26 protein-coding genes and 1 tRNA gene are annotated in these 25,265 nt (G+C 69.2%); 19 read left to right on the top strand and 8 right to left on the bottom strand.

The annotated features are described in order from the left end of the window. Positions 1 to 11 precede the first annotated feature (11 nt). The gene (locus tag PFX91_RS02740) at positions 12 to 278 is read left to right on the top strand and encodes a hypothetical protein (protein ID WP_285729152.1); all 267 of its coding nucleotides are present in this window, start codon (positions 12 to 14) and stop codon (positions 276 to 278) included. Between the two features lie 384 nt (positions 279 to 662). Beyond that, complete coding sequence (locus PFX91_RS02735; RefSeq protein ID WP_285729151.1) at positions 663 to 1,121, top strand: RDD family protein; 459 nt, start codon at positions 663 to 665, stop codon at positions 1,119 to 1,121. A 69-nt stretch (positions 1,122 to 1,190) separates the two neighbouring features. On the opposite strand, the gene PFX91_RS02730 is transcribed toward PFX91_RS02735, so the two are convergent. Both PFX91_RS02730 and cutA read right to left on the bottom strand, forming a co-directional pair. Beyond that, positions 1,191 to 1,781 (bottom strand): hypothetical protein, encoded by a 591-nt coding sequence (locus tag PFX91_RS02730; protein ID WP_285729150.1) that lies wholly within the window; start codon positions 1,779 to 1,781, stop codon positions 1,191 to 1,193. Further along, complete coding sequence (gene cutA / locus PFX91_RS02725) at positions 1,778 to 2,116, bottom strand: divalent-cation tolerance protein CutA (RefSeq protein ID WP_285729149.1); 339 nt, start codon at positions 2,114 to 2,116, stop codon at positions 1,778 to 1,780. The genes PFX91_RS02730 and cutA overlap by 4 nt, the downstream gene beginning before the upstream one ends. A gap of 65 nt (positions 2,117 to 2,181) precedes the next feature. Between cutA and pyrE the strand changes: the two genes are divergently transcribed. After that, positions 2,182 to 2,715: an orotate phosphoribosyltransferase gene (pyrE, locus tag PFX91_RS02720; RefSeq protein ID WP_285729147.1), complete on the top strand. Its 534-nt coding sequence runs from the start codon at positions 2,182 to 2,184 to the stop codon at positions 2,713 to 2,715. An 83-nt stretch (positions 2,716 to 2,798) separates the two neighbouring features. On the opposite strand, the gene PFX91_RS02715 is transcribed toward pyrE, so the two are convergent. Beyond that, on the bottom strand, positions 2,799 to 3,173 hold the full coding sequence (locus PFX91_RS02715; RefSeq protein WP_285729536.1) for a RodZ domain-containing protein: 375 nt from the start codon (positions 3,171 to 3,173) through the stop codon (positions 2,799 to 2,801). A 407-nt stretch (positions 3,174 to 3,580) separates the two neighbouring features. On the opposite strand from PFX91_RS02715, the gene fbaA reads away from it, so the two are divergent. From fbaA to PFX91_RS02650, 13 genes are all read left to right on the top strand, one after another. Next, complete coding sequence (gene fbaA / locus PFX91_RS02710) at positions 3,581 to 4,603, top strand: class II fructose-bisphosphate aldolase (protein ID WP_285729146.1); 1,023 nt, start codon at positions 3,581 to 3,583, stop codon at positions 4,601 to 4,603. A 222-nt stretch (positions 4,604 to 4,825) separates the two neighbouring features. After that, positions 4,826 to 5,233: a hypothetical protein gene (locus PFX91_RS02705; RefSeq protein WP_285729144.1), complete on the top strand. Its 408-nt coding sequence runs from the start codon at positions 4,826 to 4,828 to the stop codon at positions 5,231 to 5,233. Positions 5,234 to 5,314: 81 nt separating this feature from the next. Next, positions 5,315 to 6,076: an ABC transporter ATP-binding protein gene (locus PFX91_RS02700; RefSeq protein ID WP_285729143.1), complete on the top strand. Its 762-nt coding sequence runs from the start codon at positions 5,315 to 5,317 to the stop codon at positions 6,074 to 6,076. Next, positions 6,073 to 7,389, top strand: a complete 1,317-nt coding sequence (locus tag PFX91_RS02695) for an ABC transporter permease (RefSeq protein WP_285729142.1) — start codon at positions 6,073 to 6,075, stop codon at positions 7,387 to 7,389. Before PFX91_RS02700 ends, PFX91_RS02695 begins: the two co-directional genes overlap by 4 nt. Continuing rightward, the gene (locus PFX91_RS02690; RefSeq protein WP_285729141.1) at positions 7,377 to 8,036 is read left to right on the top strand and encodes a hypothetical protein; all 660 of its coding nucleotides are present in this window, start codon (positions 7,377 to 7,379) and stop codon (positions 8,034 to 8,036) included. Before PFX91_RS02695 ends, PFX91_RS02690 begins: the two co-directional genes overlap by 13 nt. Before the next feature lie 27 nt (positions 8,037 to 8,063). Then, positions 8,064 to 8,480: a DUF3151 domain-containing protein gene (locus PFX91_RS02685; RefSeq protein WP_285729140.1), complete on the top strand. Its 417-nt coding sequence runs from the start codon at positions 8,064 to 8,066 to the stop codon at positions 8,478 to 8,480. Positions 8,481 to 8,756: 276 nt separating this feature from the next. Continuing rightward, entirely contained in the window at positions 8,757 to 10,040 is a 1,284-nt protein-coding gene (locus tag PFX91_RS02680; protein WP_285729139.1) for an adenylosuccinate synthase, read from the top strand. 45 nt (positions 10,041 to 10,085) lie between these two features. After that, entirely contained in the window at positions 10,086 to 11,339 is a 1,254-nt protein-coding gene (purD, locus tag PFX91_RS02675) for a phosphoribosylamine--glycine ligase (RefSeq protein ID WP_285729138.1), read from the top strand. A 615-nt stretch (positions 11,340 to 11,954) separates the two neighbouring features. Beyond that, positions 11,955 to 13,250: a UDP-N-acetylglucosamine 1-carboxyvinyltransferase gene (murA, locus tag PFX91_RS02670; protein ID WP_285729535.1), complete on the top strand. Its 1,296-nt coding sequence runs from the start codon at positions 11,955 to 11,957 to the stop codon at positions 13,248 to 13,250. A 248-nt stretch (positions 13,251 to 13,498) separates the two neighbouring features. Further along, positions 13,499 to 14,764, top strand: a complete 1,266-nt coding sequence (locus PFX91_RS02665) for a transcriptional regulator (protein WP_285729137.1) — start codon at positions 13,499 to 13,501, stop codon at positions 14,762 to 14,764. Between the two features lie 243 nt (positions 14,765 to 15,007). After that, positions 15,008 to 15,574, top strand: a complete 567-nt coding sequence (locus PFX91_RS02660; RefSeq protein WP_285729136.1) for a hypothetical protein — start codon at positions 15,008 to 15,010, stop codon at positions 15,572 to 15,574. 111 nt (positions 15,575 to 15,685) lie between these two features. Continuing rightward, the gene (locus PFX91_RS02655; RefSeq protein ID WP_285729135.1) at positions 15,686 to 17,095 is read left to right on the top strand and encodes an AAA family ATPase; all 1,410 of its coding nucleotides are present in this window, start codon (positions 15,686 to 15,688) and stop codon (positions 17,093 to 17,095) included. Continuing rightward, complete coding sequence (locus tag PFX91_RS02650; protein WP_285729134.1) at positions 17,092 to 17,721, top strand: hypothetical protein; 630 nt, start codon at positions 17,092 to 17,094, stop codon at positions 17,719 to 17,721. Before PFX91_RS02655 ends, PFX91_RS02650 begins: the two co-directional genes overlap by 4 nt. A 113-nt stretch (positions 17,722 to 17,834) precedes the next feature. Here PFX91_RS02650 and hisC read toward each other — a convergent pair whose 3' ends face one another. Further along, positions 17,835 to 18,917, bottom strand: coding sequence for a histidinol-phosphate transaminase (gene hisC, locus PFX91_RS02645; protein WP_285729133.1), 1,083 nt, complete (start codon positions 18,915 to 18,917; stop codon positions 17,835 to 17,837). A gap of 210 nt (positions 18,918 to 19,127) precedes the next feature. Between hisC and PFX91_RS02640 the strand changes: the two genes are divergently transcribed. Beyond that, positions 19,128 to 19,808 (top strand): hypothetical protein, encoded by a 681-nt coding sequence (locus PFX91_RS02640; protein ID WP_285729132.1) that lies wholly within the window; start codon positions 19,128 to 19,130, stop codon positions 19,806 to 19,808. Between the two features lie 117 nt (positions 19,809 to 19,925). Here PFX91_RS02640 and PFX91_RS02635 read toward each other — a convergent pair whose 3' ends face one another. Both PFX91_RS02635 and PFX91_RS02630 read right to left on the bottom strand, forming a co-directional pair. Continuing rightward, the gene (locus PFX91_RS02635; RefSeq protein WP_285729130.1) at positions 19,926 to 20,951 is read right to left on the bottom strand and encodes a MauE/DoxX family redox-associated membrane protein; all 1,026 of its coding nucleotides are present in this window, start codon (positions 20,949 to 20,951) and stop codon (positions 19,926 to 19,928) included. Positions 20,952 to 20,955: 4 nt separating this feature from the next. Continuing rightward, on the bottom strand, positions 20,956 to 21,924 hold the full coding sequence (locus PFX91_RS02630) for a hypothetical protein (RefSeq protein ID WP_285729128.1): 969 nt from the start codon (positions 21,922 to 21,924) through the stop codon (positions 20,956 to 20,958). Positions 21,925 to 22,320: 396 nt separating this feature from the next. On the opposite strand from PFX91_RS02630, the gene PFX91_RS02625 reads away from it, so the two are divergent. Then, the gene (locus PFX91_RS02625) at positions 22,321 to 22,848 is read left to right on the top strand and encodes a SigE family RNA polymerase sigma factor (RefSeq protein WP_285729127.1); all 528 of its coding nucleotides are present in this window, start codon (positions 22,321 to 22,323) and stop codon (positions 22,846 to 22,848) included. Between the two features lie 275 nt (positions 22,849 to 23,123). Next, positions 23,124 to 23,212 (top strand) — tRNA-Ser (locus tag PFX91_RS02620). 175 nt (positions 23,213 to 23,387) lie between these two features. Here the strand turns inward: PFX91_RS02620 and PFX91_RS02615 are convergent. Continuing rightward, complete coding sequence (locus PFX91_RS02615; RefSeq protein ID WP_285729126.1) at positions 23,388 to 24,143, bottom strand: hypothetical protein; 756 nt, start codon at positions 24,141 to 24,143, stop codon at positions 23,388 to 23,390. Further along, on the bottom strand, positions 24,140 to 25,054 hold the full coding sequence (locus PFX91_RS02610; protein WP_285729124.1) for an ABC transporter ATP-binding protein: 915 nt from the start codon (positions 25,052 to 25,054) through the stop codon (positions 24,140 to 24,142). Before PFX91_RS02610 ends, PFX91_RS02615 begins: the two co-directional genes overlap by 4 nt. Positions 25,055 to 25,265: the final 211 nt, after the last annotated feature.

Here is a 25,265-nt window from a genome sequence, read left to right as displayed (position 1 = left end):
GCGTCGCGGTGATGGCCGACGACTACGATGTGCTCACCACGGCGGGCCGGAGACCGCCGGCCTCCTTCGTTCCCCTCGTGCCCGATGTCCTGACCATCGGCGTGGGCCTGGTGGTGCGCCGGGTCGCCGGCACCGAAGGACGCGGTGGGCACGAACCATCGGTCCAGGCCATGCGTGAGATCGGCACGAGCGCGCCGATGGTGTCCGGTGGTCGTGACGAAGGGCGGACCCCGCTCGGGGTGTACGCGGCCGAGCGGCACGCCGGACGCGGCGCGTGAACGGCCCGCGGCGGCGCCGTACGGCCGCCCGGACCGCCCTGCGCCAACCCCACGACGAGCGGCACCGACTCCGTCCGTCCCCCGGGCCGTCGGTGCGCCGATCCTCCGAACAGAAGCGGGAGTGTCATGCAGCCCCAGCGTCAGCCCTTCGAGCAGGGCGACCGACCGGACCTCGCACCTCCGGCCGCCCCACCCGGGTGGCGACAGGGGGCGGGGCCGCCACCCCCTCACCCTCACCCTCACCCTCACCCCGGCCACCATCAGTACCCGTATCCCGGTCACGCCGCGCCCGCCCCTCAGGGGTACGCTCCCCCCTACCAGGCTCCGGCCGCCCCGATGCTCACGGCCCCGGAGCAGTGGAACCCCGCCGCTCCCGGAATCGGGATGGCCGAACCGAGCCTGCGCTTCGCGGCACGGCTCATCGACACGCTCTTGTTCTTCATGCTCTGGTTCCTCATGATGCTGGCCGGAACCGGCATCAGCGCGGCCGTGGGCGGGGGCGAGATCGAGGGGACCGCCTCGAACGTCTTCACGGTCTTCTACGTCTTCAACTTCTTCCTGCTCCCCCTCCTGCTGGAGTGGTCGCAGGTCACCCTCTGGGGGCGGTCGCTGGGCAAGTTGATCCTCAACCTGTGGGTGGTGCGGGCCGACGGAGGCGGAAGGGTCACCGCCGGCCGCGCGCTCGTGCGGGCACTGCTCTACGCGCCCGGCCACACCAACCTGATCAACTGGCTCCTGCCCTGGTCGCTGACCAACGTCCTGTGGTCCCTGCGCGACAAGACGTTCCGGCAGTGCCTCCACGACAAGGCGGCGGGCACGGTGGTCGTCCAGGTCCGCGGCTGAACGACGCTCCCGCCGTGTCACCCGGTTCTCCACCGTGGAGATGACCACCGGGGTCGGGTTCCACCCCGTTCAGGCCATGCCGCGCAGATCCGTCAGCAGCCCGGCCAGGGTCTCGGAGGCCTTCTCCGGGGCCGTCCTGCGCACGGTCCAGCCACGCAGCTCCGCCAGACGCGCCACGTGGGCCAGGTCGGGGTCGGTGAGGACGTAACCACACGGTGCGTCCGGCCAGTCCGAGAGCATCGGCAGCGGTTCGGTCCGGTACCCGTCGGGTTCCTCCTCGACGTCCGTCCCCGCCTCCACCCCCTCCGGGCTCTGGGACCTGACGATGTCCGCCCGGGTCGGGGTGCCCGGTTGGGGCAGGAACGCGTCCACCAGCACGTAGCCGAACACCGGCCGATGGGCGGCCCTTTGGGCCTGCCCGACCGCGCCCACCAGTGGGCCCGATCCCCCCTCGGCCACCAGCGCGGTCGGAGCCTGGGGGGCGACCAGACGGTTGATCTCCAGGCTGGCGCGTGCGACGTAACGGGTCCCGTACGGGGGCCGGTCGTCGCCGTCCACCTCGGGCCGCACGGGGGTGAAACCGTGGTCGGGCAGACCGTCGGCCAGTCCCGGCAGCCGTGTGGAGGCGCCCAGGGTCGGGGGCAACAGGACGGCGATCACGCGGTGGCTTCCCTGGTCTCGTCGCGCACCCACTCCAGGTAGGCGGGGTTCCCTCCGGTGACGGGCACGGCGACGACCTCGGGAACGTCGTAGGGGTGCACCTCCCGGATGTGCGACGTGAGATCCTCCAACCGGTCGGCGGAGGTCTTGATCACGACCATCCACTCCTCGTCGGCCTGGACCCGTCCCTGCCATCGGTAGAAGCTGGTGATCGGACCGCTCACCTGGGCGCACGCGGCCAGGCGGTGTTCGACCACCGACCTCGCCACCCGTTCGGCGCCCTCCCTGCCGTCCACGGTGGTCTCGACCCGAACGGCGGTCTCGGACTGCGTCATGGTCCTCCATCCGACCGGGCTCCGCGGTGTCGTGCGTTCCACCCGGTGTTCTAGGCTCGGTGCTCATGAGCGAACGTGATGAACTCCTGCGTCACATCAACGATAAGGCGGTCGTACGCGGGAAGGTGACCCTGTCCTCCGGTGTCGAGGCCGACTACTACGTCGACCTGCGTCGGGTCACCCTGGACGGGGAGGCCGCACCGCTGGTCGGCGCGGTCATGCTGGACAATGTCGCGGACCTGGAGTTCGACGCGGTGGGCGGTCTGACACTCGGTGCGGACCCGGTGGCCACCGCCATGCTGCACGCGGCGCACGCGCGCGGACGGAAGCTGGACGCCTTCGTGGTCCGCAAGGCGGGCAAGGCCCACGGTCTGCAAAAGCGCATCGAGGGCGCCGACGTGCGGGGGCGTCGTGTGCTGGCCCTGGAGGACACCTCGACCACGGGAGGCTCGGTGATGACGGCCGTCGAGGCGCTGCGGGAGGAGGGCGCCGAGGTCGTGGCCGTCGCGCTGATCCTCGACCGGGGCGCGCGGGAGAGGATCGTCAAGGAGGGGTTGGAGTACCGGGCGGTGTACGAGGTCTCCGACCTGGACATCTGACGTACCGGGGGCGTCGGCCTCCGTGACCGGCGCCCGTGGCCAGGTGGGCGTTCCCGCGTCCAAGGACGGGGCGGCCGCCTCGGTCACTCGACCGTGAAACTGTGCCCGGATTCCTCACCGGAGATGTCGTGGCGCTCGCCATGGACGAAGACCTCGACGGACTCGGGTTCGCCGATGGTGACCTCCAGGCCCTCGTCGGCGTTGGCGTAGTTCACCGACTGGCCCTGGCTCATCTCCTGGTCGAGCAGGACGTCGCCACCGGGGATGCGGACGAAGACATCGCTGGACTCGCCGATGACACGGATGTACAGCACACCCATGTTCGTCGGGTCCTCGCTCTCGGTGCCCGCCCCGGAGGCGTTGGCGCTCACGTTGGTCCCCGGAAGCGAGCGGTACAAGAAGAACCCGCCGAGGGCCAAAAGCGTGATCAAGAGCAGGACAGCCCCGACGATGGCCAGTACCTGGCCAACGCCGCGAGGATCATTCCTATGCCTTCCCACGGCGTTGAATGTAGCGCGTATCACGGGAAAAAGCGACAGCAGTCGCCTGGAAGCTCCTTGGACACCACAAATTCGGTCACAAAGGAAGCTCGGTATCTCCGTCCCCACAAGGGTTCGCGGTGTCGTGGCGGACACTCCGATCCCCCGTCCGCACCGGGCCTCCGCGGACAGTCTGGTCTAGACCTTTCCAAGGGCTCGGGGTATTCGGGATACTTGTAGGACACCCGGTGGACGCGCCCGGACGCACGGCCCCGATCTCGGGGGTCACCCCCCGGCCTCCGGACCGCCACCGGGCAACGCACGTGGTGTGCCGCCGGTCCAGACCGGCGGCCGCTCGCTCCAGGCCGATTCAGGGAGAGACAAGCATGCCTATCGCCAGTCCCGAGGTCTACACCGAGATGCTGAGCCGCGCGAAGTCCGAGGGCTTCGCCTACCCGGCGATCAACGTGACCTCCAGCCAGACGCTGCACGCTGCCCTGCGCGGCTTCGCCGAGGCCGAAAGCGACGGCATCATCCAGATTTCCACCGGCGGCGCGGAGTTCCTGTCCGGCGCCACGGTCAAGGACATGGTCACCGGCTCGGTCGCCTTCGCCGAGTTCGCCCGTGTCGTGGCCGACAAGTACCCGGTGAACATCGCCCTCCACACCGACCACTGCCCGAAGAACAAGCTCGACGGCTTCGTCCGCCCGCTGCTGGAGATCTCCAAGGAGCGCGTGGCCAAGGGTCAGGAGCCCCTGTTCCAGTCCCACATGTGGGACGGCTCGGCCGTCGAGCTGGAGGAGAACCTCCAGATCGCGGAGGAGCTTCTCGCCGACTCCAAGGCCGCCCGCACGATCCTGGAGATCGAGGTCGGCGTCGTCGGCGGTGAGGAGGACGGCATCGTCGGGGAGATCAACGAGAAGCTGTACTCCACGCCGGAGGACGCGCTGCGCACCGCCGAGGTGCTCGGTCTGGGAGAGAAGGGCTACTACATGACGGCCCTGACCTTCGGCAACGTGCACGGCTCCTACAAGCCGGGCTTCGTGAAGCTGCGCCCGACGGTGCTCAAGAACGCCCAGGACGCCGTCGCCGAGAAGTACGGCAAGGCCAAGGCGTTCGACTTCGTGTTCCACGGCGGTTCGGGATCCTCCATCGAGGAGATCCACGAGGCCATCGAGTACGGCGTGGTGAAGATGAACATCGACACCGACACGCAGTACGCCTACACGCGCCCCGTGGTCGACCACATGATGAAGAACTACGACGGTGTGTTGAAGATCGACGGCGAGATCGGCAGCAAGAAGGCCTACGACCCGCGTTCCTACGGCAAGGCCGCCGAGGCCGGCATGGCCGCCCGCGTCGTGGAGGCCGCCCAGCACCTGAAGGCCGCCGGCAAGAAGATGAAGTGACGTCGGTCCACCACGACCGGTGAGCGGTGCCCGGCGGCTTCGGCCGTCGGGCACCGCGCTCTTTCACGGACCCGCTCCGGGCGCCGCCCATGCACTTTCTCTAATAAAATATCTCGAAATACCCCAAATCAATATCCCTTCGTTCTTCCACAGCCCCGTTTCATGAAAGGGGCCCCGGGAATTATCCTGAAGCCCCACTCCCTCGAAGTGGAATGAGGAGAATTGAAGGACAGGAATCGTCTCGCCCGCCTTCTCACGGCCGGGACGCTCGCCGCAGGCGTCGTGCTCGTCGGGGCCTCGGCCGCCGGCACGGCCTGGGCCCAGGGCGAGACCACGACCCCCCGGGTCGCCGCGTGCGGTCTGGGCGCCGGCACCCCCACCACATCGGGAAACTCCATCTCCGGAACCGGATCGCGCACCGGTTGCGGCGGCACCGTGACCCTCACCGTCCAGGTGCGCAAACACCGCGTGGCCTGGCCCGACAAGGTCGTGGCGGAGGCAGGTCGCACCCACTTCGCCAACGGCGTCCTCCGAGCCACGGGAAAGTGCGACGGCAACGGCACGTATTTCACCGAGACGCGTAGTTCCAGCGGTAACAAGATCTCCTCCGGCCGCGTCGACCGATGCTGACCAGGCGCTATCGGGGTGTGCGCACGCGCGCACGCCCCGACGGCGGCCACCCTCGTACGGAGAGTGGAAACGGACGGACGCATGCACATCACCGCTGAGCACCTGGAATTCGCCTACCGAGGGCGCCGGAAGGTGCTGCACGGGTTGTCCTGGACGGTGGAGCCCGGGGTCACCGGGCTCCTCGGCCCCAACGGCGCGGGGAAGACGACGTTCCTGTCACTGGTCGTGACGCTGCTCGCCGTCCGGAGGGGGCGCCTGCTCCTGGGGGACCACGACCTGTCCACCACGGCAGGCCGTGCCGGAGCACGACGGGCGCTGGGGTTCGTCCCCCAGCGCTTCACCCTGGCCGGTGAGCTGACCGTCGCGGACACGGTGGCCTACGCCGCGTGGGTACACGGCGAGGACCGCCGCGCATGCGGAGGCGCCGCCCGACGCGCGCTGGAACTGGTCGACCTTCAGGACCTGGCCGACCGGCGCACACGCACCCTGTCGGGAGGCCAACGCCAGCGGGTGGGCATCGCCGCCGCGCTCGCGCACGGCCCGCGGGTGCTGGTCCTGGACGAGCCCACCGCGGGCCTGGACCCCGGACAGCGGCTACGTGTGCGGGAGGTCATCGCCAGGCTGGGGCGGGACCGGACCGTCCTCGTCTCCACCCACCTGATCGAGGACGTGGCGCACCTGTGCTCCAGGATCGGCGTCCTCGCCGGCGGGCGGATCGAGTTCGACGGCACCTTCCCCGAGCTGGAGACGCTGATCGAGGACGACACCGGCGGGAGCGTCCACGGCTCCGGGTTCGAACGGGCCTATGACCGACTGATCGCACGGATCGGGGATCGCACGTGAACACCCTGGCCTCCCGGGCGCGGTCCTCGGCCCTCTTCTGGCCGGTACCGCCGACCCTCGTGCTGGTCCCGGCCGCGCTCATCCTCGTGACGACCCTCGCGGCCACGTGGGACCGGCTCGGCTGGCACGCCCTGGACTGGGTGTACCTGTCCTCGCAGGTGGGCGCGCAGGCCCGGATGCCGGTCGTGGTGTCGGCGGGGGCGGCCGCCCTGGTGGCGGCCCGGTTCGCCCGTGCCGGTCTGGTGTTCGCCCAGCCCTGGCAACCCCGTGTGGAGCGCGACCTCCCACTGCGCCACATCACGGTGGTCGTGGCCTGGTGCCTTGGCGCCTATCTGGCGGGCATGCTGCCCCTGACCTTCGCCGTGGCCGCGGCGGGCGCGGGCTCCCCCGACCCCGTGGCGGTGACGGGCGCCCTGGCCGGATTCGTCGCCCTGACCCTGTGGGGTTACCTGTGCGGTGTCCTGACGCGCGGCCTGCTCGGTGTTCCCGTCGCCGTGGGCACGGTCTTCCTTCTCACCAGCCTGCCCCTGGTCATGGACGCCTGGGCCGCCCTGTCCCTCCAGCTGCCCTTCTCCCCCTCCCTGGGCGTGCGCGAGTCCGCCGCCCTGGGCGCGTACCGCCTGGGCTTCTTCCTCCTACTGGTGGTCGCGCTCTGGCTGACGGCCGTCCGGTCGTTGCGCGCCCCCCGAAGGTTCTCGGCCGTGCACGGGTCGGCCGTCGCCGCCGTGGCCGTGACCGTGCTCCTGCCCCACCTGCACCCGTTCCCCCTGGTCGTCCGCGCCCCGGACGGGGCCGAGGTCTGCGAGGAGCACGGGGGTGTGCGCTACTGCGTGCACGAGGGGCACGCCCGGGACCTCGACACGATCACCGGTCTGTCCGCACCGGTGTTCGCCGCCTACGGTCTGGCGGAGGCCGCGCCCGTCGAGGTTCGGGACCAGAGCCTGGCCCGCGACGACGAGGAGGTGCTCGACGGCCCCGAACGCGGTGTGCTCTGGTTCTCGGTCTATCCCGGTTGGGACCCGCACCAGGAGGTTCCCACCGCCGCCGCGGCATGGTTGGCGCCCGACTTCCACCGGTGCGGCTCCGAGGGCGCGGCCCGGCTGGGCCGGGACGCCGACCCCCGGGAACGGCGGGCCGCCGTCGTACTCGGGCTGGAGTCGTGGCTGGTCTCCCAGGCGTACGGGGGCGAGGAGCACGGTGACGGCCTGTTCTCCGGAGCCGAGCCGGACGAGGTCCGCGCGTGGATCCGCGAGGACCACGAACGCCTCGCCGCCTGCGCGGTGGAGCCCGAGGAGCTGCCGTGGCGAACGTGATCTGTCGGCCCTGGCTGCTGCCGACGGCGGGGGCCTGCGCCGCCGCCGTCGCCGCGACGGCCTTCGGCCTGGCCGCACGGGGGGCCGTGGTCCCGGTGGCGGTGTTCGACTGGCCCCACGAGGAGCAGCGCGTACCCGTCGTGGAGTTGGTGTGCGTGTGCGCGGCCATGGTCGGAGCGTGGTCCACCCGACCTCGGCTATGGGTGTGGGAGCGCTTGGGCGGCACCCGCACCCGGATACGGGCCGCGGTGACCGCCGCGATCGGCGTGGCCCTGCCGGTGGCGGGGGGAGGTGTCGTGCTGGCCGCCTCACCGCCGGCGGAGAACACCTGGCTGCTGGTGACCAACCTCGTGCTGGCGTGCTCGGCCGTGTACCTGTTGGCGCCCTTCATGGGCGCGATCCCGGGCGGGATCGCCGTCCTGGCGGGGATCTTCCTGGGGGCGGCCGTCTGCAACATGGCCACCGGCCTGAACCGCGTGGTGCCCTACTCCTACGCCGGAACCGACGGGTGGATCGCCCCGGACCTGCTGGGACCCGGCGTGGTGACCGCCCTGGCCGCGATCGTGGCGGCGGCGGCGCTGGGAGCGCACGCGCTGACGCACGGTGCCACGCCATGGACCCGGCTGAGCGGGGAGGAGACGGGTTGAGCCGGGGCCCGGTGGCAGGATGGAGGCATGAACCTGCACCAGAACCTGCTGAACGAGCCGCCCGAGACGCGCCTGGCCGACCATCCCGAGGCACGCGAGGCGCTCGCAGCGGCCGACGACCCCACCCCGGTCGCGGGGCGTTTCCCCGAGTACTCGGCCGCCTGGGCGCGCCTGGCCGAACTGGCCCTGGCCGAGGACCGGCCGGTCACCGCCTACGCCTATGCCCGCACCGGTTACCACCGCGGCCTGGACCAGCTGCGCCGTTCGGGGTGGAAGGGCCACGGCCCCATCCCCTGGGAGCACGAGCCCAACCGGGGTTTCCTGCGGTCGCTGCACCTGCTGGGCAAGGCCTCCGCCGCGATCGGCGACACCGAGGAGGCCGAGCGTTGCGCGACCTTCCTGCGCGACTCCAGCGCCGAGGCGGACAAGGCCCTCAACGGCTGATCCCCTCCGGTGTCAGAGGGGCCGTCCGATGTCCGGGACGGCCCCTCGCCCGTACGGGCGGACCGTGCTCTGGCGAGACGCGGCGAAGACGGTGTGCGCCCGGGCATCGGCGCGTGAACAGTGGGGCGCACATGCCCCAACGCCCCACTTAAACCGGATGCGCAGGTCGTGTACGCTCTACACGCAACGGCCCCTGTCGCAGCCTTGCGTCAGGGGTTTTCCGTGTTCGGGGCGGCCAAGGCCCCGGTCAGGTGTCGAGCGAAGAGGTAGAGACCAATGCCGGCGATCACGCTCGTGGGTGCCCAATGGGGCGACGAGGGCAAGGGCAAGGCGACGGACCTTGTCGGCGACCGCGTGGACTACGTGGTGCGCTACCAGGGCGGCAACAACGCCGGGCACACGGTGGTCATCGGCGACCAGAAGTACGCCCTCCACCTGCTCCCCTCGGGCATCCTGTCCCCGAACGTGGTACCGGTCATCGCCAACGGCGTCGTCATCGACCCCGGTGTGCTGCTGGAGGAGCTGAGCGGCCTCCAGGAACGAGGCGTGGACACCTCGCGCCTTCTCATCTCGGCCAACGCGCACCTGATCATGCCCTACCACCGGGCCCTGGACAAGGTCAGCGAACGCTTCCTCGGCAAGGGCAGGATCGGCACGACCGGACGCGGCATCGGACCGACCTACGCGGACAAGGTCTCCCGTCAGGGCGTGCGCGTACAGGACATGTTCGACCCCAAGATCCTGCGCAAGAAGATCGAGCTGGCCCTGAACGACAAGAACCAGCTGCTCACCAAGGTCTACAACCGACGGGGCCTGGACGCCGACCCGATCATCGAGGAGTACCTGGGCTACGCAGAACAGCTGCGCCCCTTCGTCGCCGACACCTCGCTGATCCTCAACAAGGCCCTCGACGAGGGCAAGACCGTGTACCTGGAAGGCTCCCAGGGCACCCTGCTGGACATCGACCACGGCACCTACCCCTTCGTGACCTCCTCCTCCCCCACCGCGGGCGGCGCGGCGGCCGGGTCCGGCATCGGCCCCACCCGCATCACCAAGGTCGTGGGCATCCTCAAGGCCTACACCACCCGCGTGGGCTCGGGCCCCTTCCCCACCGAACTGCTCGACGAGCAGGGCGAGTGGCTGCGCACCCAGGGCGGCGAGTTCGGCGTCACCACCGGGCGCAACCGCCGCTGCGGCTGGTTCGACGCGCCCATCGCGCGCTACGCCACCCGGATCAACGGCATCACCGACTTCTTCCTGACCAAGCTGGACGTGCTCACCGGTCTGGAGCGCATCCCCGTGTGCGTGGCCTACGAGATCGACGGGGCCCGCCACGACGAGATCCCGCTGACCCAGACCGAGTTCCACCACGCCAAGCCCGTCTACGAGTACCTCGACGGCTGGTCCGAGGACATCACCGGCGTCCGCGATTTCGACGAACTCCCCAAGAACGCGCAGGCCTACGTGCGTACCCTGGAGGAGATGGCGGGAGCTCCGATCTCCGCCATCGGCGTCGGACCCGGCCGCGAGGAGACACTCGAACTGCGTTCCCTGGTCTGACCCCCGTCTTTCTGTTCCGTCTTCCACACGAAGAGGCCCCCAGTAGTGAAAGCCCTCGTTCTCGGCGGCGGAGGCCGCGAGCACGCCCTCGTCCGCGCGCTGTCCCTGGACCCGGGTGTCACCAGCATCCACTGCGCACCCGGCAATCCCGGCATCTCGGAGCTGGCCGAGAACCACGTCATCAACGTGACCGACGGTCTGGCGGTGACCGAACTGGCCGCGCGCATCCGCGCCGAGCTGGTCGTGATCGGCCCGGAGGCGCCCCTGGTCGCCGGTGTCGCGGACGCGCTGCGCGAGCGCGGCATCCCGGTGTTCGGTCCGGACAAGGCGGCCGCCCATCTGGAGGGTTCCAAGGCCTTCGCCAAGGAGGTCATGGAGGCCGCCGGGGTGCCCACCGCCCGGGCGCGGGTGTGCAGGACCGCCGGTCAGGTGTCCGACGCCCTGAAGGAGTTCGGCTCCCCCTACGTCGTCAAGAACGACGGCCTGGCATCGGGCAAGGGAGTGGTGGTGTGCGACGATCGCGCGCTCGCCGAACGGCACGCGCGCGAGTGCGGCCGCGTGGTCATCGAGGAGTTCCTCGACGGTCCCGAGGTGTCCCTGTTCGTCCTCAGCGACGGCGTGCACGCGCTTCCGCTGATCCCCGCGCAGGACTTCAAGCGCGCCTATGACGGCGACCAGGGCCCCAACACCGGCGGTATGGGCGCCTACGCGCCGCTTCCATGGGCTCCGACCGGCATGGTGGACGAGGTCATGGAGACGGTCGTGCGACCGACCCTGAGGGAGATGAACCGGCGCGGCAAGCGCTACCAGGGGCTGCTCTACGTGGGGCTGGCGCTCACCTCCCAAGGACCGCGTGTGGTGGAGTTCAACGCCCGCTTCGGCGACCCCGAGACCCAGGTGATCCTGGACCGACTGGCGACTCCGATCGGCGCGGTCCTCCAGGCCACCGACACCAGCGGCCTGAAGGGCATCGGTTCCCTCCAGTGGAAGAAGGGCGCCGCGGTCACCGTGGTGGTCGCCGCCGAGAACTACCCCGGCGACCCGGTCAAGGGCGACCTCATCGGGGGACTGGACGCGGCCAACGCGATGGAGGGCGCGTACGTGCTGCACGCCGGCACCGCCTGGGAGGGCACGTCCGCCGTCAGGTCCAACGGCGGTCGGGTGCTCAACGTGGTGGGCACCGGTGCCGACCTGCGCCAGGCCCGGGAGCGGGCCTACCAGGCGGCCTCCCTGATCGAGTTGCGCGGCTCGTTCCACCGCACCGACATCGCCGAGCGGGCCGTGGCCGAGCTCGCCTAGGAAGAAGCCAGGACACGAGCGGCTTCGTCGTCGACCCCGGACCCGGCGGAGGGGCCTCCGGGACGTCCTCGGCCCTCCTTCGACGAGCGGGGCCGCGTGACCCGCCGTACTCACCGGAGTCGGGTCGGGGTCGGCGCTCGCCGGCCCCTCCGCCGGGTCCGGCCGGGCACGTGGCGCAACGCACTCGCGCCCGCCACGCCGAGATCTACGAGCGCTTGACCGGGGACAGGACCGTTCCATGAGGCGCCACGCAAGGGTGATCCGACGCACGTGAGCCCCGAGGGGCGTCGAAAAGCGCGTATGGTGGTGACGTTGTGCGCGGCATCGGCACAGGCGGGCGGCCACGTGTACGGCCTCCCCGTCCTTTCCCGTCAGGCGAACACCTCTTTGGCCGTTGGACGGGACTCCATCCGCGATCCGCGGGTATACCACGTTTCGGACCGGTATACGTGAGCAGGTGCTATAGAGTCTTCGCGAACACCGGTTCACTGGCCGCGCAGGTCACGCGCACGATGGTCGCAACGTTCCAGGGGAAACCCGCGTCCAACACCGTACCGGCGAACCCTGACGAGGGTGACCTTTTTTCACATCTGCCTCACAAAGGAGCACATGAGCATGGGCCAGGAGGTTCGTTACCGCGTCCGCGGCGGACGCCCCCTCAGTGGAACGGCGTTCATCCAAGGCGCGAAGAACGCCGTCCTGCCGATGATCGGCGCCGCCCTTCTCGCAGCCAGGGGCCGTACTGTGCTGCGAAACGTTCCGGTCATCGAGGACGTGTACCGAGCTCTTGAGCTCGCCGAACACGTAGGTGCCAAGGTCGAGTTCCACGAGGCCGAGCGGACCGTCGTCATCGACGCCTCCTGCCTCAACGACCCCGAACGCGCCGTCCTACCCGCTGAGATCGCGTCCCGCTTCCGCGGTTCCGTGCTCTTCGTTCCCGCGCTGATGCACCGCACCGGCCGTGCCCGCATCGAGGGCGTCGGCGGATGCAACCTGGGCAGTCGCAACCTGGACTTCCACTACCGCGGTTTCGCGCGTCTGGGGGCCGAGGTCACCGAGGACCCCGAGCGCAACCACATCAACGTCGAGGCCAGCAACCTGCGCGGTGGCCGCCTCTACCTGGACACGCCCTCCCACACGGGAACCGAGAACCTCATCATGGCCGCCGTGCTGGCTCCCGGCACCACCGTGATCGAGCACGCGGCCCTGGAGCCGGAGGTCCTCGACGTCATCGCGTTCCTGTCCGCCATGGGCGCCAAGATCAGCGGCGGCGGCACCGGCCTCATCACCGTGGAGGGTGTCGAGGAGCTCACGGCCGTCGAGCACACCATCATGACCGACCGCATCGACGCCGGTGTGTTCGCCATGACCGTCGCCGCCACCGGCGGCGAGGTGAGCCTCGTGGGCGCCCAGCTGGACCACCTGGGCGTGGCCCGCTGGAAACTGGAGCAGATGGGCGTGGGCTTCTCCCAGGAGGGAGCGGTCCTGCACGTGCACCGCGACCCCTCGGTGCCCCTGCGGCCCATCAACGCCGTGACCTCGCCCTTCCCGGGCTTCGCCACCGACCTGCAATCCCCGTTGATGGCCCTGTCCACCCTCGCCGAGGGTGAGAGCTACATCCACGAGGCCATCTACGACGGCCGGTTCGCCCTGGCCGACGAGCTCACCAAGATGGGCGCCAAGATCGAGGTGGAGGGCACCCGCGCCATCGTGCACGGACCCGCCGACCTGCGCGGCGCCGAGGTCATCGCCCACGACCTGCGCACCGGCGCCGCCCTGGTCCTCGCCGGACTGGTCGCCGAAGGTGAGACAATCGTGGCGCCTGGCTATCTGGTGGACCGTGGTCACTCTCAGTTCGCGACTCGGCTCGCCGCGCTCGGTGGTGACGTGGAACGCGTCATCTCCTCGTAGGGAGCCGAATACACAGGTCAAGCCGGGGTGGGGGCTACCTCTCCCACCCGGGCTTTCGGCGTTGATATGGAAAACGATCTTCTTGGCCCCGCACAATGGGTACGATCTCGGCAATGCCGTGACAGAGATCGGGTCGGGGAACCAGTGGGCGCACATAGTGAAGAGCGTGGAATGGTAGCGGGGAGCAGCCCGAGGTGAGTGCCCAGCGTACTGGCGATTTGACGATCGGCGTCATAGGGCCGCATGAGGTGGTCGAACGTGTCATGCTCATGGGCCCTGGGTCCACCGGACCCCTCAACGCCAGACTCATCGCCGCCGCGTACCGAGATGAGCAAGAGGCGACGGACAAGGTCGTCAGGCTGGGTTCGGCGATCGATGCCTACCTGTTCGCCAGCCCTGTCCCCTACGAGTTCGCACGCAAGGCGGGGGTACTCACCATGCCCGCCACCTTCGTGCCTCTGGGCGGGGCGAGCCTGCACGAGGCCCTTCTCCGAGCGACCCTGGACGAGCGCTATGACCCGACCAGAGCCAGTCTGGACGTGCTCAGCCGCTCCGACGTTGTGGAGGCCTACTCCGAGGTCGACCTGCCCGTGGACGGTATCCACGTGCACGAAGAGCTCACCAACACCGCACAGCTGACGTCGTTCCACGAAGGACTGTGGCGCCGCAAGGCCACCAAGATGGCGATCACGTGCGTGCGCGGGGTCGCCGAACGCCTGGAGGCCATCGGTGTACCGGTGGTGCGGCTACGGCCCACCAACGCGGGCGTGCGCAGCTCCTTGCAGACCGCGGTCCTGCTGGGTGCGCACCACCGACTGGAGGAGGCGCAACTGGGCGTGGTGGTGGTGGACGTCCCCACCCTGCGCGACTCCACCCGGCGGTCCACCCCCCGCTATTGGCGGGAGGAGCTGCGGTTGTCGCTGCACAGGTTGCTGCTCCAGGAGGCGCACCGGATCAACGCCACGGCCCACCGACTGGACGACCACTCCTTCATGGTGACGGCGACCCGCGGGTCGCTCGTGACCGCGACCGAGGGTTTCCGTCAGCCACCGTTCGTGGAGCGGATCAAGGCCGAGCTCGGGATCGCGATCGAGGTCGGGATCGGCATGGGGCGGACCACCCAGGACGCCGAGGCGCACGCTCGGGCCGCGCTGAACCGTGCCCAGGCCTCGCGCCAGAGTTTCGCGGTGGACCGTGAGGGGCGTTCCCTGGTGCCCGCGCAGCGCGCGCCGGCCCGCCAGGCCTCGGAGCCGCTGCGGACCAAGGGTCGCGAGACGCTGGTCCGGCTCTCGGAGAAGATCGCCGAGGAGGACGGGCCGCTGGTGGTGGACGCGGAGAACGCCGGACGGATGCTCGGTGTCACCTCCCGGACCGCCCGCCGGCTGCTGCGCACCTTGGTGGAGGAGGGGTTGGCGTGGCCGTTGCCGCCCAACCGCACCCTTCAGCCGGGCCGTCCCCGCCAGCTGTACCGACTGATCGTGGAGAAGTTGGACAAGGACTCCGCGGGCAAGTGACCACCGTGGTCCCCGAGCGCGCCTGAACGGCCGCCAGGACCACGCGGACGTCGCGAGAGGGGGTGCTCCCGTGCGGGAGCGCCCCCTCTCGCGTGCGGGCGCTGGGGCGCCGTGCGGGACCGTTGCGCCGCAAGGCGGCGGGCCGGAAGGGCGGCGGACGGGAGGGGGAGGGAACGATCACCGTCCACAGCCTGTGGACAATGCGGTGGCCGCCCACACCCCTGCCCTGCCGGACTCGCGCTCATGCACGACGACGGTGGGGACACCAACGACGGCGAAGCCTCCGGCCCACGGCTCAAGTTGCTCCTCATCGGAGGAGGTTCGGGGACGGGGAAGACCACGGTCGGTTGGGAGGTCTCCGAGGTCCTCAAGCGGCGTACGCTCGCGCACTGCGTGCTGGAAGGCGACTTCATGGACCAGGTCCATCCCGCCCCGCCCGGTGATCCCGACCGGTCCGGGATCACCGAGCGCAACGTCGCGGCGGTCTGGAGCAACTATGCGGCGCTCGGCCATCGTCGTCTCGTCCACACCAACACCGTCGGTGTCCTGGAGGAGCACATGCTCCGCCGAGCCATGGGAGGCGGGGACATCGCGGTCACCCGGGTACTGCTCACCGCGAACGAGCCCACCGTGCGCGAGCGCCTGGCCGTACGGGAGACCGGCTCACAGCTGTTCTCCCACATCGAACGCAGTCTGCGCGCGGCCGCACTGCTGGAGGCCGAGGCCCCGGCGGGGACCGTGCGCGTGGCCACGGACGGTCTCACGGTCGAGGAGGTCGCCACGAGGGTCGTGGCCGCGACCGGATGGTGAGCCGCCGGTGCGCCGTTGCTTCGCGGACTCGACAGAGCTTGCCTCGTTCCCGGTCGGAGGTGTTTCCTTTTACCGGAAGGTCGGCTTCACAACCGTTGGATGGGGGATGGAGTGCTCACTCGACTGGAGGTCGATGGGTTCAAGAACCTGTTGGGCCTCGCGGTGGACTTCGGCCCCTTCACCTGTATCGCCGGAGAGAACGGCGCGGGCAAGTCGAACGTGTTCGACGCGATCCAGTTCCTGAGCCTGTTGTCCAGTCACTCGCTCATCGAAGCCGCGCACGAGGTACGGGGATCGGGCGGCGAGCGGTCGGGGGATCCCCGTGAACTGTTCTGGAACGGCTATGGTTCGCAGACCCGGCGTATGCGCTTCGCCGCGGAGATGATCGTCCCCCGGAGAGTGGAGGACGATTTCGGGCGCGAAGCCGAGGCGACCAGCACCTATCTGCGTTACGAGCTCGCTCTGGGCTTCCAGCCTCCCCGAGGCTCGGACAAGGTCGGCCGTGTGGTCCTCCTTGAGGAGAACCTGCGCCATATCAACCTCAGCGAGGCACCGCGACGGTTGCGCTTCCCCCACAGTAAGAAGGAGTTCCGGGACACCGTTCTGAAGAACAGGCGTAGCGGTCAGGCCTTCATCTCCACCACCACCCAAGACGGACAACCCATCGTCAGCATCCACCAGGACGGTGGAAGCCGCGGTCAGCCCAAACCCGCCGCGGCCTCGCGTGCTCCGGCGACCGTGGTGGGCACCGTGACGAGCAGCGACGACCCCACGATCCTCGCCGCACGCAGGGAGATGCAGTCCTGGCAGCGTTTGGCGCTGGAACCGACCGCGCTCCGCACAGCGGACCGTTACACCGACCCGCAGACCATGGGCGCCAACGGAACCCATCTGCCCGGCACGCTCTTCCGTATCGCGCAGCAGGAGCCCCACGGTGATCCCGACCGGGTGTACGCACGCGTGGCGGGCAGGCTCACAGACCTGGCCGGAGTTTCGGTCGACGAACTATACGTCGTCGAGGACGAGGTGCGGGAACTGCTCACCGTCCAACTGAAGGAGGCGAGCGGTCTGCGACTCCCGGCTCGCAGTCTCTCGGAGGGGACCTTGAGGTTCCTGGCTCTGTGCGTCCTCCTGGAGGACGCGTCTGTTCAGGGCGTGCTCTGCATGGAGGAACCCGAGAACGGTATCCATCCGGGAAACCTGCCGGCGATGGTGGACCTCGTCCGCGACCTCGCTGTGGACCCCGGACGAACCCCTGGTGAGGACAACCCTTTCAGACAGGTGCTCGTGAACACCCATTCGCCAGGGGTGGTCCAGACCGTGGCACCCGCCGACCTGCTGTTCGCCGACACCGTGCAGCGCAAAAGCGCGGACGGAGAACTCACCAACGCCCTCAGACTACGTCCCATCCAGGGAACGTGGAGAGCGGAGATCCCCGGGAGCGTCTCCGTGACGCTTCCGGACATCCTTCCCTACCTCACCGCCCCTTCGGGTGCCCAACTCTCGCTGGAGGGAATGTGACGGTGCGCGTCCTCTTCCTCGGAGAGGGCACCAGTGACAGTGGCATAGCCGATCACATCTCCGCCATCGCCGCTGACCGGGGTGTGGAAGCCGCCGTCACCAGCCCTGAGCTGGACCGGATCAAAGACGTCGGCCACGCGCTCTCGGACAAGCTCGCCAAGATCAGGGAGCTGGGCGGACAGTACGAACTGGTCGCCGTCCACCGGGACGCCGACGCGGTGGGCCGTGACCTACGTCTAAAGGAGATCGAGGCGGCCATCCGCGAACACATGCCCCAGGTCGTTCATGTACCGGTGATCCCCGTACGGATGACCGAAGCATGGCTTCTGGTGGACGAGGAAGCGATCCGAAGAGTGGCGGGCAACCCCAATGGCCGGTGCAGGCTCACCCTCCCACCGCTGAAGCGGGTGGAGTCGGTCGCCGACCCCAAAAGCGAACTGAAGCGGCTCCTGGCCACGGCCTCGGAACTCTCGGGGAGAAGACTCGAAAGGTTCAACCGTCGGTTCTCAGAGAACCGACGACAACTTCTGCAACGCCTGGACGCCGGCGGGCCGGTCGCGAAGCTTCCGTCCTGGCAGGCGTTCGTCCACGACGTGGAGAACGGACTCCGCCGGCTGGGCCATTGATCACGAGACCACCGTCGAGGAGGTCGCCACGAGGGTCGTGGCCGCGACCGGATGGTGAGCCCCGGTCCTTCTCCCACAGGCTGTGGACGAAGGACCGGGGCCCGGCGTCGCCGTCAGCGTCGCTTGTCGTAGGAGGTGGCGACGGAGAGGAAGACGTCGTTCTCCTCCGGGGTGCCCAGGCTCACCCGGGCGCCCTCACCGGGGAACGGACGCACCGAGACCCCCTCCTTGGCGCACGCGTCGGCGAAGTCGAGAGTGTCCTCGCCCGCACGCAGCCACACGAAGTTGGCCTCGGTCGGCGGCACCGTCCAACCCGAGGCGATGAGCGCCTCGCGGACGCGCCCGCGCTCCTTGACGGTGTCCTCCACACGCTCCAGGAGCTCCTCCTCCGCCTGGAGGGAGGCGATCCCCGCCGCCTGGGCGAGGTGGTTCACCGCGAACGGCACGAGGGTCTTGCGCACGGCCCCGGTCACGTGCGGATGCCCCACGAGGAAGCCCAGGCGTACGGCGGCGAGCCCGTAGGCCTTGGAGAAGGTGCGCAGCACCGCGACGTTGGGCCGGTCCCTGTACAGGGAGATCCCGTCGGGCACCTCGGGGTCGCGCACGTACTCGCGGTAGGCCTCGTCCAGGATCACCAGGACGTCCTCCGGCACGCGGTCCAGGAACGCGACCAGTTCCTCCTCGCGCAGCGAGGTGCCGGTCGGGTTGTTGGGGTTGCACACGAGCACCATGCGGGTGCTTTCGGTGATCGCCTCCGCGATCGCGTCGAGGTCGTGCGTCTCGTCCTTGAGGGGCACCTGGACGGAGGTGGCCCCCGACAGTCCCACGAGCAGGGGATAGGCCTCGAAGGAACGCCACGCGTAGACGATCTCGGCTCCGGGTTCGCCGACCGCTTCGAGCAACTGCTGTAGCAGCCCCACCGAACCGGCGCCCAGACCGATGTGCTCCTCGGGGACGTCCAGGCGTCGGGCGAGCGCGGAGGTGAGTTCGGAGGCCCCCGGGTCCGGATAGCGGTTCAGGTCGGCCGCGGCCCGGGTGATGGCCTCACGCACCGAGGGGAGCGGTCCCAGAGGACTCTCGTTGGAGGACAGCTTGATCGAGCGCCCGTGGGGCCCCACGACCTTCTGGCCGGGCTTGTAGGCCGGAATACTTTCCAGTACCGACCTCAGATATGACGATTTCGACTCCGACACCATTGTCCTTCCTCAATACTTTGTGCTAACCCCGCGACACGCTCAGCGATATCGCGTCCGGGTCGGCCACCGCTCCCAGCGGAAATATCGCACAAAAGAGGAGATACCACCATGCGCTTGCGCCTCCGCTCCACCACTTCCACACGAAACTCCGCAGGCCAGGGCCCACAACGGAGGACAGGTCGGAACTTCGTCCGATCATTGGCCCTACCGATGACCCTGCCTTTGACGGTACTGCTGGGCGCGTGCGGTGGCGACGAGGCCGGGCAGACCGACGAACGACCCGTCCTGTCCACCGCCGAGGCGGCCACCGCACTGCACGAGGCACAACCCCTGCACGTGCGCGACGTCACGCTCATCTCCGATGGAAGCGAGAGCGGCACCTACTCCGAGCTTGTCACGGTGCGGTACAGCGACGAGGTGCGGGCCTCCACCGAACTCGACAAACCCGAGTGCCTGGACGCGGCGAACCAGTGGGGCGACCTGGAGGGGGTGCGGGAGGCCCCCGCGTCCGTGGCCGCCTACGAATGGAGTCAGGGTGCGGTGACGCACATGCTGGTGCGGGTGGACGAGGCGACGGCGGAGGAGGTGCTGTCCACCGAGCCGCCGGAGAACTGCACCGAGTACACCGCCATCCATGAGGACGGTTCCTCCTCCGCCTATGGGGTGAGCACCCTGGACGGCGTGCCACAGATCGGAGACCGGTCCCGTGCCCTCGCCATCGAGGTGGAGTCCGCGGGAGAGCGGAGCCGCATGGTCAGCCTCATGTACCGCAACGGCGACCTCGTCGGCACCACGTCCATCCTCGGCACCGGCGAACCGGCGGACTACGAGGAGATGCTCGTGGAGTTCAGCGAGGCCGCCGTCGAAAGGCAGCGACAGATGCTGGGTTGAGTGTGCGCCGCGTGCCGGGACGGACCTACCCTCACCGGCCGCCGGTCCTGTTCCCGGGCCCGGAGTCGCTGAGCGCCGACCACGGGAACAGGACCGTTCCGCAAGGACGTGGGTGCCCTAACCGGTCGGCGCCGGTCTGCGCTCGTCCGGGTCGCCGTGGTCGTGTCCCCGCGGCGCCCGCTCCGCGGGCTCGCCCAGGATGGAGAGTCCTCTGGCGGCCCGCAGGCTCTGTGCCGCCCTGTCGGGGTCCTGACGCCGCTCGTGCAGCCTGGCCGCGACGCTCGGACGGGGCAGTTTGCGCGGAGGGCCGATCAGCTCGGCCTGGGAGACGGCCCCGTAGGAGGCGAGCACCGCCCCACTGGCGCGGTCGACCACGACCGCACGCACGGCCGTGTCGCGCCTGCCCCCGATCCTGACCGCGTACACCACGTCCACGCGGCGCCCGTGCCGGATCCCGTCGTAGCGCAGGAGTCGCCAGCAGCCCTTGCGCCACACGTCCGTGGGCTCGGGCTTGATCATGACCGGTTCGTTGGTACGCCACACCTCACTGCGCTGAAGCACCCGCATGGTGTGGTTCAGCGGAACCTCCCGCAGCTCGCACGGCTCCTTGTGCGTGGAGCGCGTCACCATGTCCCGGAGTTCGGGACTGAGCAGCGCCAGGATCAGCAGTTCGGCGCCCAGCACCCAGGCATGCGACGGTGTGGGCGAGGCGAGCACCTGCCACCCGGCGGGTTCCAGTCCGAGCGTGGTCAGGGCCGCGGCCGACAACAGACCGGCCCGGGTCAGCGTGCGCCGGCCGACCGGGGCGCGGCTCAACCCACCGAAGCATCCGCAGCCCGCCTCGGGGTCTCGTCTGCGGACCAGGAACAGGACCACCACGGAGACGGCGAACACGATCGCCGTCAGTGCCCGCGCCGCCTCGCCCGGAAGGCCGTTCGACACCAGGAGGCCGACCCCCAGTGCGGCCTCCAGCAGGCCTGTGGCGACCGCGGACGGGCGGCGCAGGCGTTCGGACACCAGGACGGCGAGACCGCCCGTGTCGGCCGCCCTCCCGCTCATCTTGGTCACGGCACCGAGCAGGAGCAGCACCGCCAGGAGCGGTAGTTGCACCTCACGGACCACTGCGAAGATCTCCGACGACATGTTCTCATCCCTCCCCGTCGTGGACGGTCACCGTCGCGTTGAAGCAACCGTCCTCCAGACGCCCTCCAAGGGCGACGAACCCGGTCATGGTGAGTGAGGCGATCCTCCCCGCGCCCTGGCCACCGCAGGCGGGGCACAGATCGCACAGCCAACTGTCGGCGGCCGCGCAGGCGACGACGGGGAACACGGCGCTGTCCTTCGTACAGTCGTTGCGCAGGCTCAGCGTGGCTCCGACGGACAGCAGGGGCAGGGGGGCGCAGGGAGTGCGCCGGTCGCACGCGGGGTCGTGGCCGACGATGTCGAGCGCGGGGTAGGCGACGGCGTCGAGGTGGGCGCGGGGGTCCAGGTGGGTGGAGCGGCCCCAGGCGGGGTCGTACCAGGTGGCGATGCCGTTCAGCGTGCCGCCGTACCGGTGCGTGGGAGGTCTGTGCGGTGTGGCTCGGAGGGGATAGGGCGGCTGGGTGGTGGCGGGACGCGTCGCCCACACGGCGCCCTCCCGCCAGACGCCGACCGCGTCGAAGACGTAGCCCGGTTCCAGTCGCGGGTGGCGGACGGTGATCCGGCCCGAGTTGCGGTAGGGGATGACGACGGTCAGACGGGGACGCCCGTGACCGGGGTCGACCTCCAAGGTGTCACCGTCACGGGCGACGATGACGCCGGTGGCTCGGGCCGCCTGTGCCCACACGCGTTCGGCCACGGGATGGCCGCCGGCCATGCGCAGCACCACGGCGTCGTCCCCCGGGCGAAGGTCGCCCGGCCCGACCTCGCCGCCGCGCCAGAACGTGGTGTCGTGGTCGTACAGGAAGCGCTCCTCCCCCTCGGGGACGGCCATGCAGAGCATGCGGGTGTTCGCGCTGACGACCACACCGCGTGTGACCCGGGCTCCCAGAGGCGTGGGATCCGGGACGCTTCCGGGACCGAGCACCACAGAGGTGAGCCTTCTGCGGTCCCGTCTTTCGGCTGTCTCCGACATGTCGAACGGACCCCCTGCCACACGACCCTCTTCCGTGCTCTTCCCCGCGTCACCCGTCTCCTGGGGAGACCTCATGCCATCAGGGAAGCATCCTGCTCACTGCTCACACGGCTTGGGGCGCTCGGAGTCGCCCCACCACAGCCTGTCGTCACAAAGCTACGCATAGAACCCAGAAAGCGCGAAAGATTCATAAATCCACACAAGGACACATGGAAAACGCCTGATATCCCTCCTTCCGCCGCCTCCACCACCTCCCGCCCGAGACGAGACGCCAAAGCAGAAGGTTGTGCCGTTTATCAGCACATGACGCATGGATGCCTGGATATTTGCTTCCCCTGTGTGAGAGTTGAGAGGGAGGAAGCGAGACGAAAGCCAACGTAGCGCCCGTGAAGGTCGGTGGTCGGCGTGACGGGAACTGCCCAGACCCCCAGGTACGACGAGTTCAGCAGCTACGTGGCCGAGCGCGGGCCCGCCCTGATGCGGATGGCCCGCTCCCTGACCAACAGCCACGCCGACGCCGAGGACCTGTTGCAGGCGGCGCTGGTGAAGACGTTCCTGGCCTGGGACCGGATCGCCAACCCCAAGACACGTGACGGATACGTACGCCGGGCCATGGTGAACACCCAGATCTCCGAGTGGCGGCGCAGGCGGTTGGAGGTCTTCCCCACCGACGAGATCCCCGAACAACGCGTGGAGGACCCCACCTGGCGCACCGACCTCGCCGACGTGGTGGAACGGGCCGTCTCGCGGCTGCCCGAACGCCAGAGGGCCACGGTGGTGCTGCGCTACTACGAGGACCTCACCGAGGCCCAGATCGCCAAGCGCATGGGGGTCACGATCGGCACCGTCAAGAGCACGCTGTCCCGGGCCGTGGACAAGCTGAGGCTGGACGCGGACCTGATCATCGAGCGCACCCTGGGCTGAGGCGCGGGCCGGTCCCGTGGTGGCGTCGCTCCCCCCGCCTCCGCCCCGAGCCGGACGAGGCCGGAGAAACGGACCCGCCGCTCACCCCCGAGGAGCAGGAGGCGGGGGAGCGTCAGGGCGCGCACCTGGGGTGGCGGCGGGCCCCGTACCAGCGATGACACCGTTTCCGGCCCCGGCCGCGAGGCCGCCCGCAGGCGCGGTCTCCGGAGTCACATCCGGTAACGGGACTTCGTTTTGCACAACCGTCCTGAGTGTCTGTAGGCTGTCCTCACCGAGGAGGATTCGCCTAGTCTGGTCTATGGCGCCGCACTGCTAATGCGGTTTGGGTGCAAACCCATCCGGGGTTCAAATCCCCGATCCTCCGCCGGTCACGAGGGGCCCTCGCACACACGCGACGGGCCCCTCGTCCCTTCCCCGCACTGAGGCCCCGGAGCCCGTCGGAGAGGTGTCGCGGTTCACGGACGACCCGCGGCCCGGAACCTCGGTCGGAACCGTGTTGGTGGAATCCGGCCCCGGACCTCACCGGTTCGAGGACATCGCTAGAACTCCCTTCGAGAGCACAGCCACACGCTCAGGGAGAGACATGTCGTGTTGAGCGCTGCGGTGACCACGAGGGCCCGAACGAAGAAAGCGGCCCCTCCCGAGTCCACCAGGACAGCCTGTGCACCCGTGAGCGCGGACGGGGTCCATTCGGAGATCACGGGCACCTGAGCGAGGATGGCCATCGCGGCCAGGATGCCGGCCGTGACACCCAGAACGGCGAGAACGTTGCGCACCAGTCCGGCCGCGAGTGCGACCACCGCCGTCACGAATGTGAAGTAGACGCAGCTCAGCAGCGTTCCCAGGAGGTAGCGCCAGAAAGGCACCGCCCCCAAGAGCAGGCTCGTACTCGCCCATGCGCACAGGGACCCGAGGATGTGGGCAAGGACGACGACTGATGAGGCGACCGCCCAGCGGGGCAGGATGAGAGCCGCCGTGCGATGCACCCGGGTGCGGTAGAACAAGGCCCTCGACGAACGACTGTCAAAAGCCAGCGCCATGGCCGCGATGAGCACGTTCGCCAGCAGCAACGGACCCGAGGCGTTGCTCAGAAACGTGGCGATACTGCTCTGAGGTGTCGGGGCGGGCATGGCCGGAGCCGTCCCGGTGGGGTCGAGCGCTGCGATGATCTCGTTCGCGTACAGGGCCATGATCGGAGAGGTCACGCCGAAAAGGACCATGAGTGCCGTCGCGATCAGCAGACCGGGAGTCCTGAGCGTGCGCAGAAGCTCCAGGTGCCACAGTGCGGAGTTCACCTCCCCTCCCTCGTCAGTGAGACGAAGGCCGATTCGAGTCCGGCCTCGTGGGCGGACATACCGACCAGGCCGATCCCGGCTTCGGCCAGTACCCGAGGGATGCCCGCCTCCCCCACCTCGATCGAGGAGGCCTCCACATAGAGGCAATGGTGATCCACGGGCTCGACCCGTGTCGCCCACTCCTGTCGTGCGAAAACAGCGACCACCTGGTCGACCTGACCACGGATCCACAGGTGCCAGGCAGGACGCAGATACCGGTTTATCAATTCTCCCACCGATCCCTGGTACACGACATTTCCGGATTTGAGCACCGCAACGTCGTCGCACACACGTTGGACGTCGTCGAGGAGGTGGCTGGAGAACAGGACCGTGTGCCGACCTCTCATGCCGGAGATCAGGTCCAGCAGTTCGGCCCTGCCCTGCGGATCCAGCCCGGATACGGGTTCGTCCATGACGATCAGGTCCGGTTCGCACACCAATGCGGCCGCCAGACCAAGGCGTTGACGCATCCCTCGTGAGAAGGAACGATGACGCCTGTGGGCACTACCGGCGAGCCCCACCCGTGCCAAGGCCTGCTCCACCTTCGCCCTCGTGACGTCCTCACCGCGCAGCCTCGCTCCGAAGGAGACCACCTCCGCGGCGGTCAGCCAAGGCTCGAAGTCGGGCACGTCCGGGCACAGCGCGAGACGCTCCGCACGCACGGAGACGCTCCCCCTGTCAGCTCTGCGCAGACCACAGAGCAGGGAGATGAGTGTGGTCTTGCCGGCCCCGTTGGGACCGACCAGACCGAACACCGTGCCCGCGTCCACACGAAGCCCCACATCGAACACCCCCGCGCCATTCCCATAGTCACGGGTGAGTCCCTTCGCGACGACGGCAGCGCCCGACATCTCCTCTTCCGCCTTTGTCATCGACCACTCTCCTTTTCCATGGAGAGAACTCCGATCACATAAATAATTCAGAAACAAGCCAGTTGGATTTCAGATTATCCCCACAGATGAACACGCACCATCTGCGGGCAGGCACGTTCATGTCATGTGCATTCAGCACAGAGGAACCGAAATCATGAGGGGAGGCACGCACTCATACCCATGAGAACACCTGGGAGACGGGGGTGGGAGG

Origin of the sequence: Nocardiopsis sp. ATB16-24 (assembly GCF_030271535.1) — a bacterium.
Taxonomy (GTDB): Bacteria; Actinomycetota; Actinomycetes; order Streptosporangiales; family Streptosporangiaceae; genus Nocardiopsis.
The sequence above is the reverse complement of the archived record's forward strand: the minus strand, read 5'-3'. Positions and strand labels throughout refer to the sequence as shown.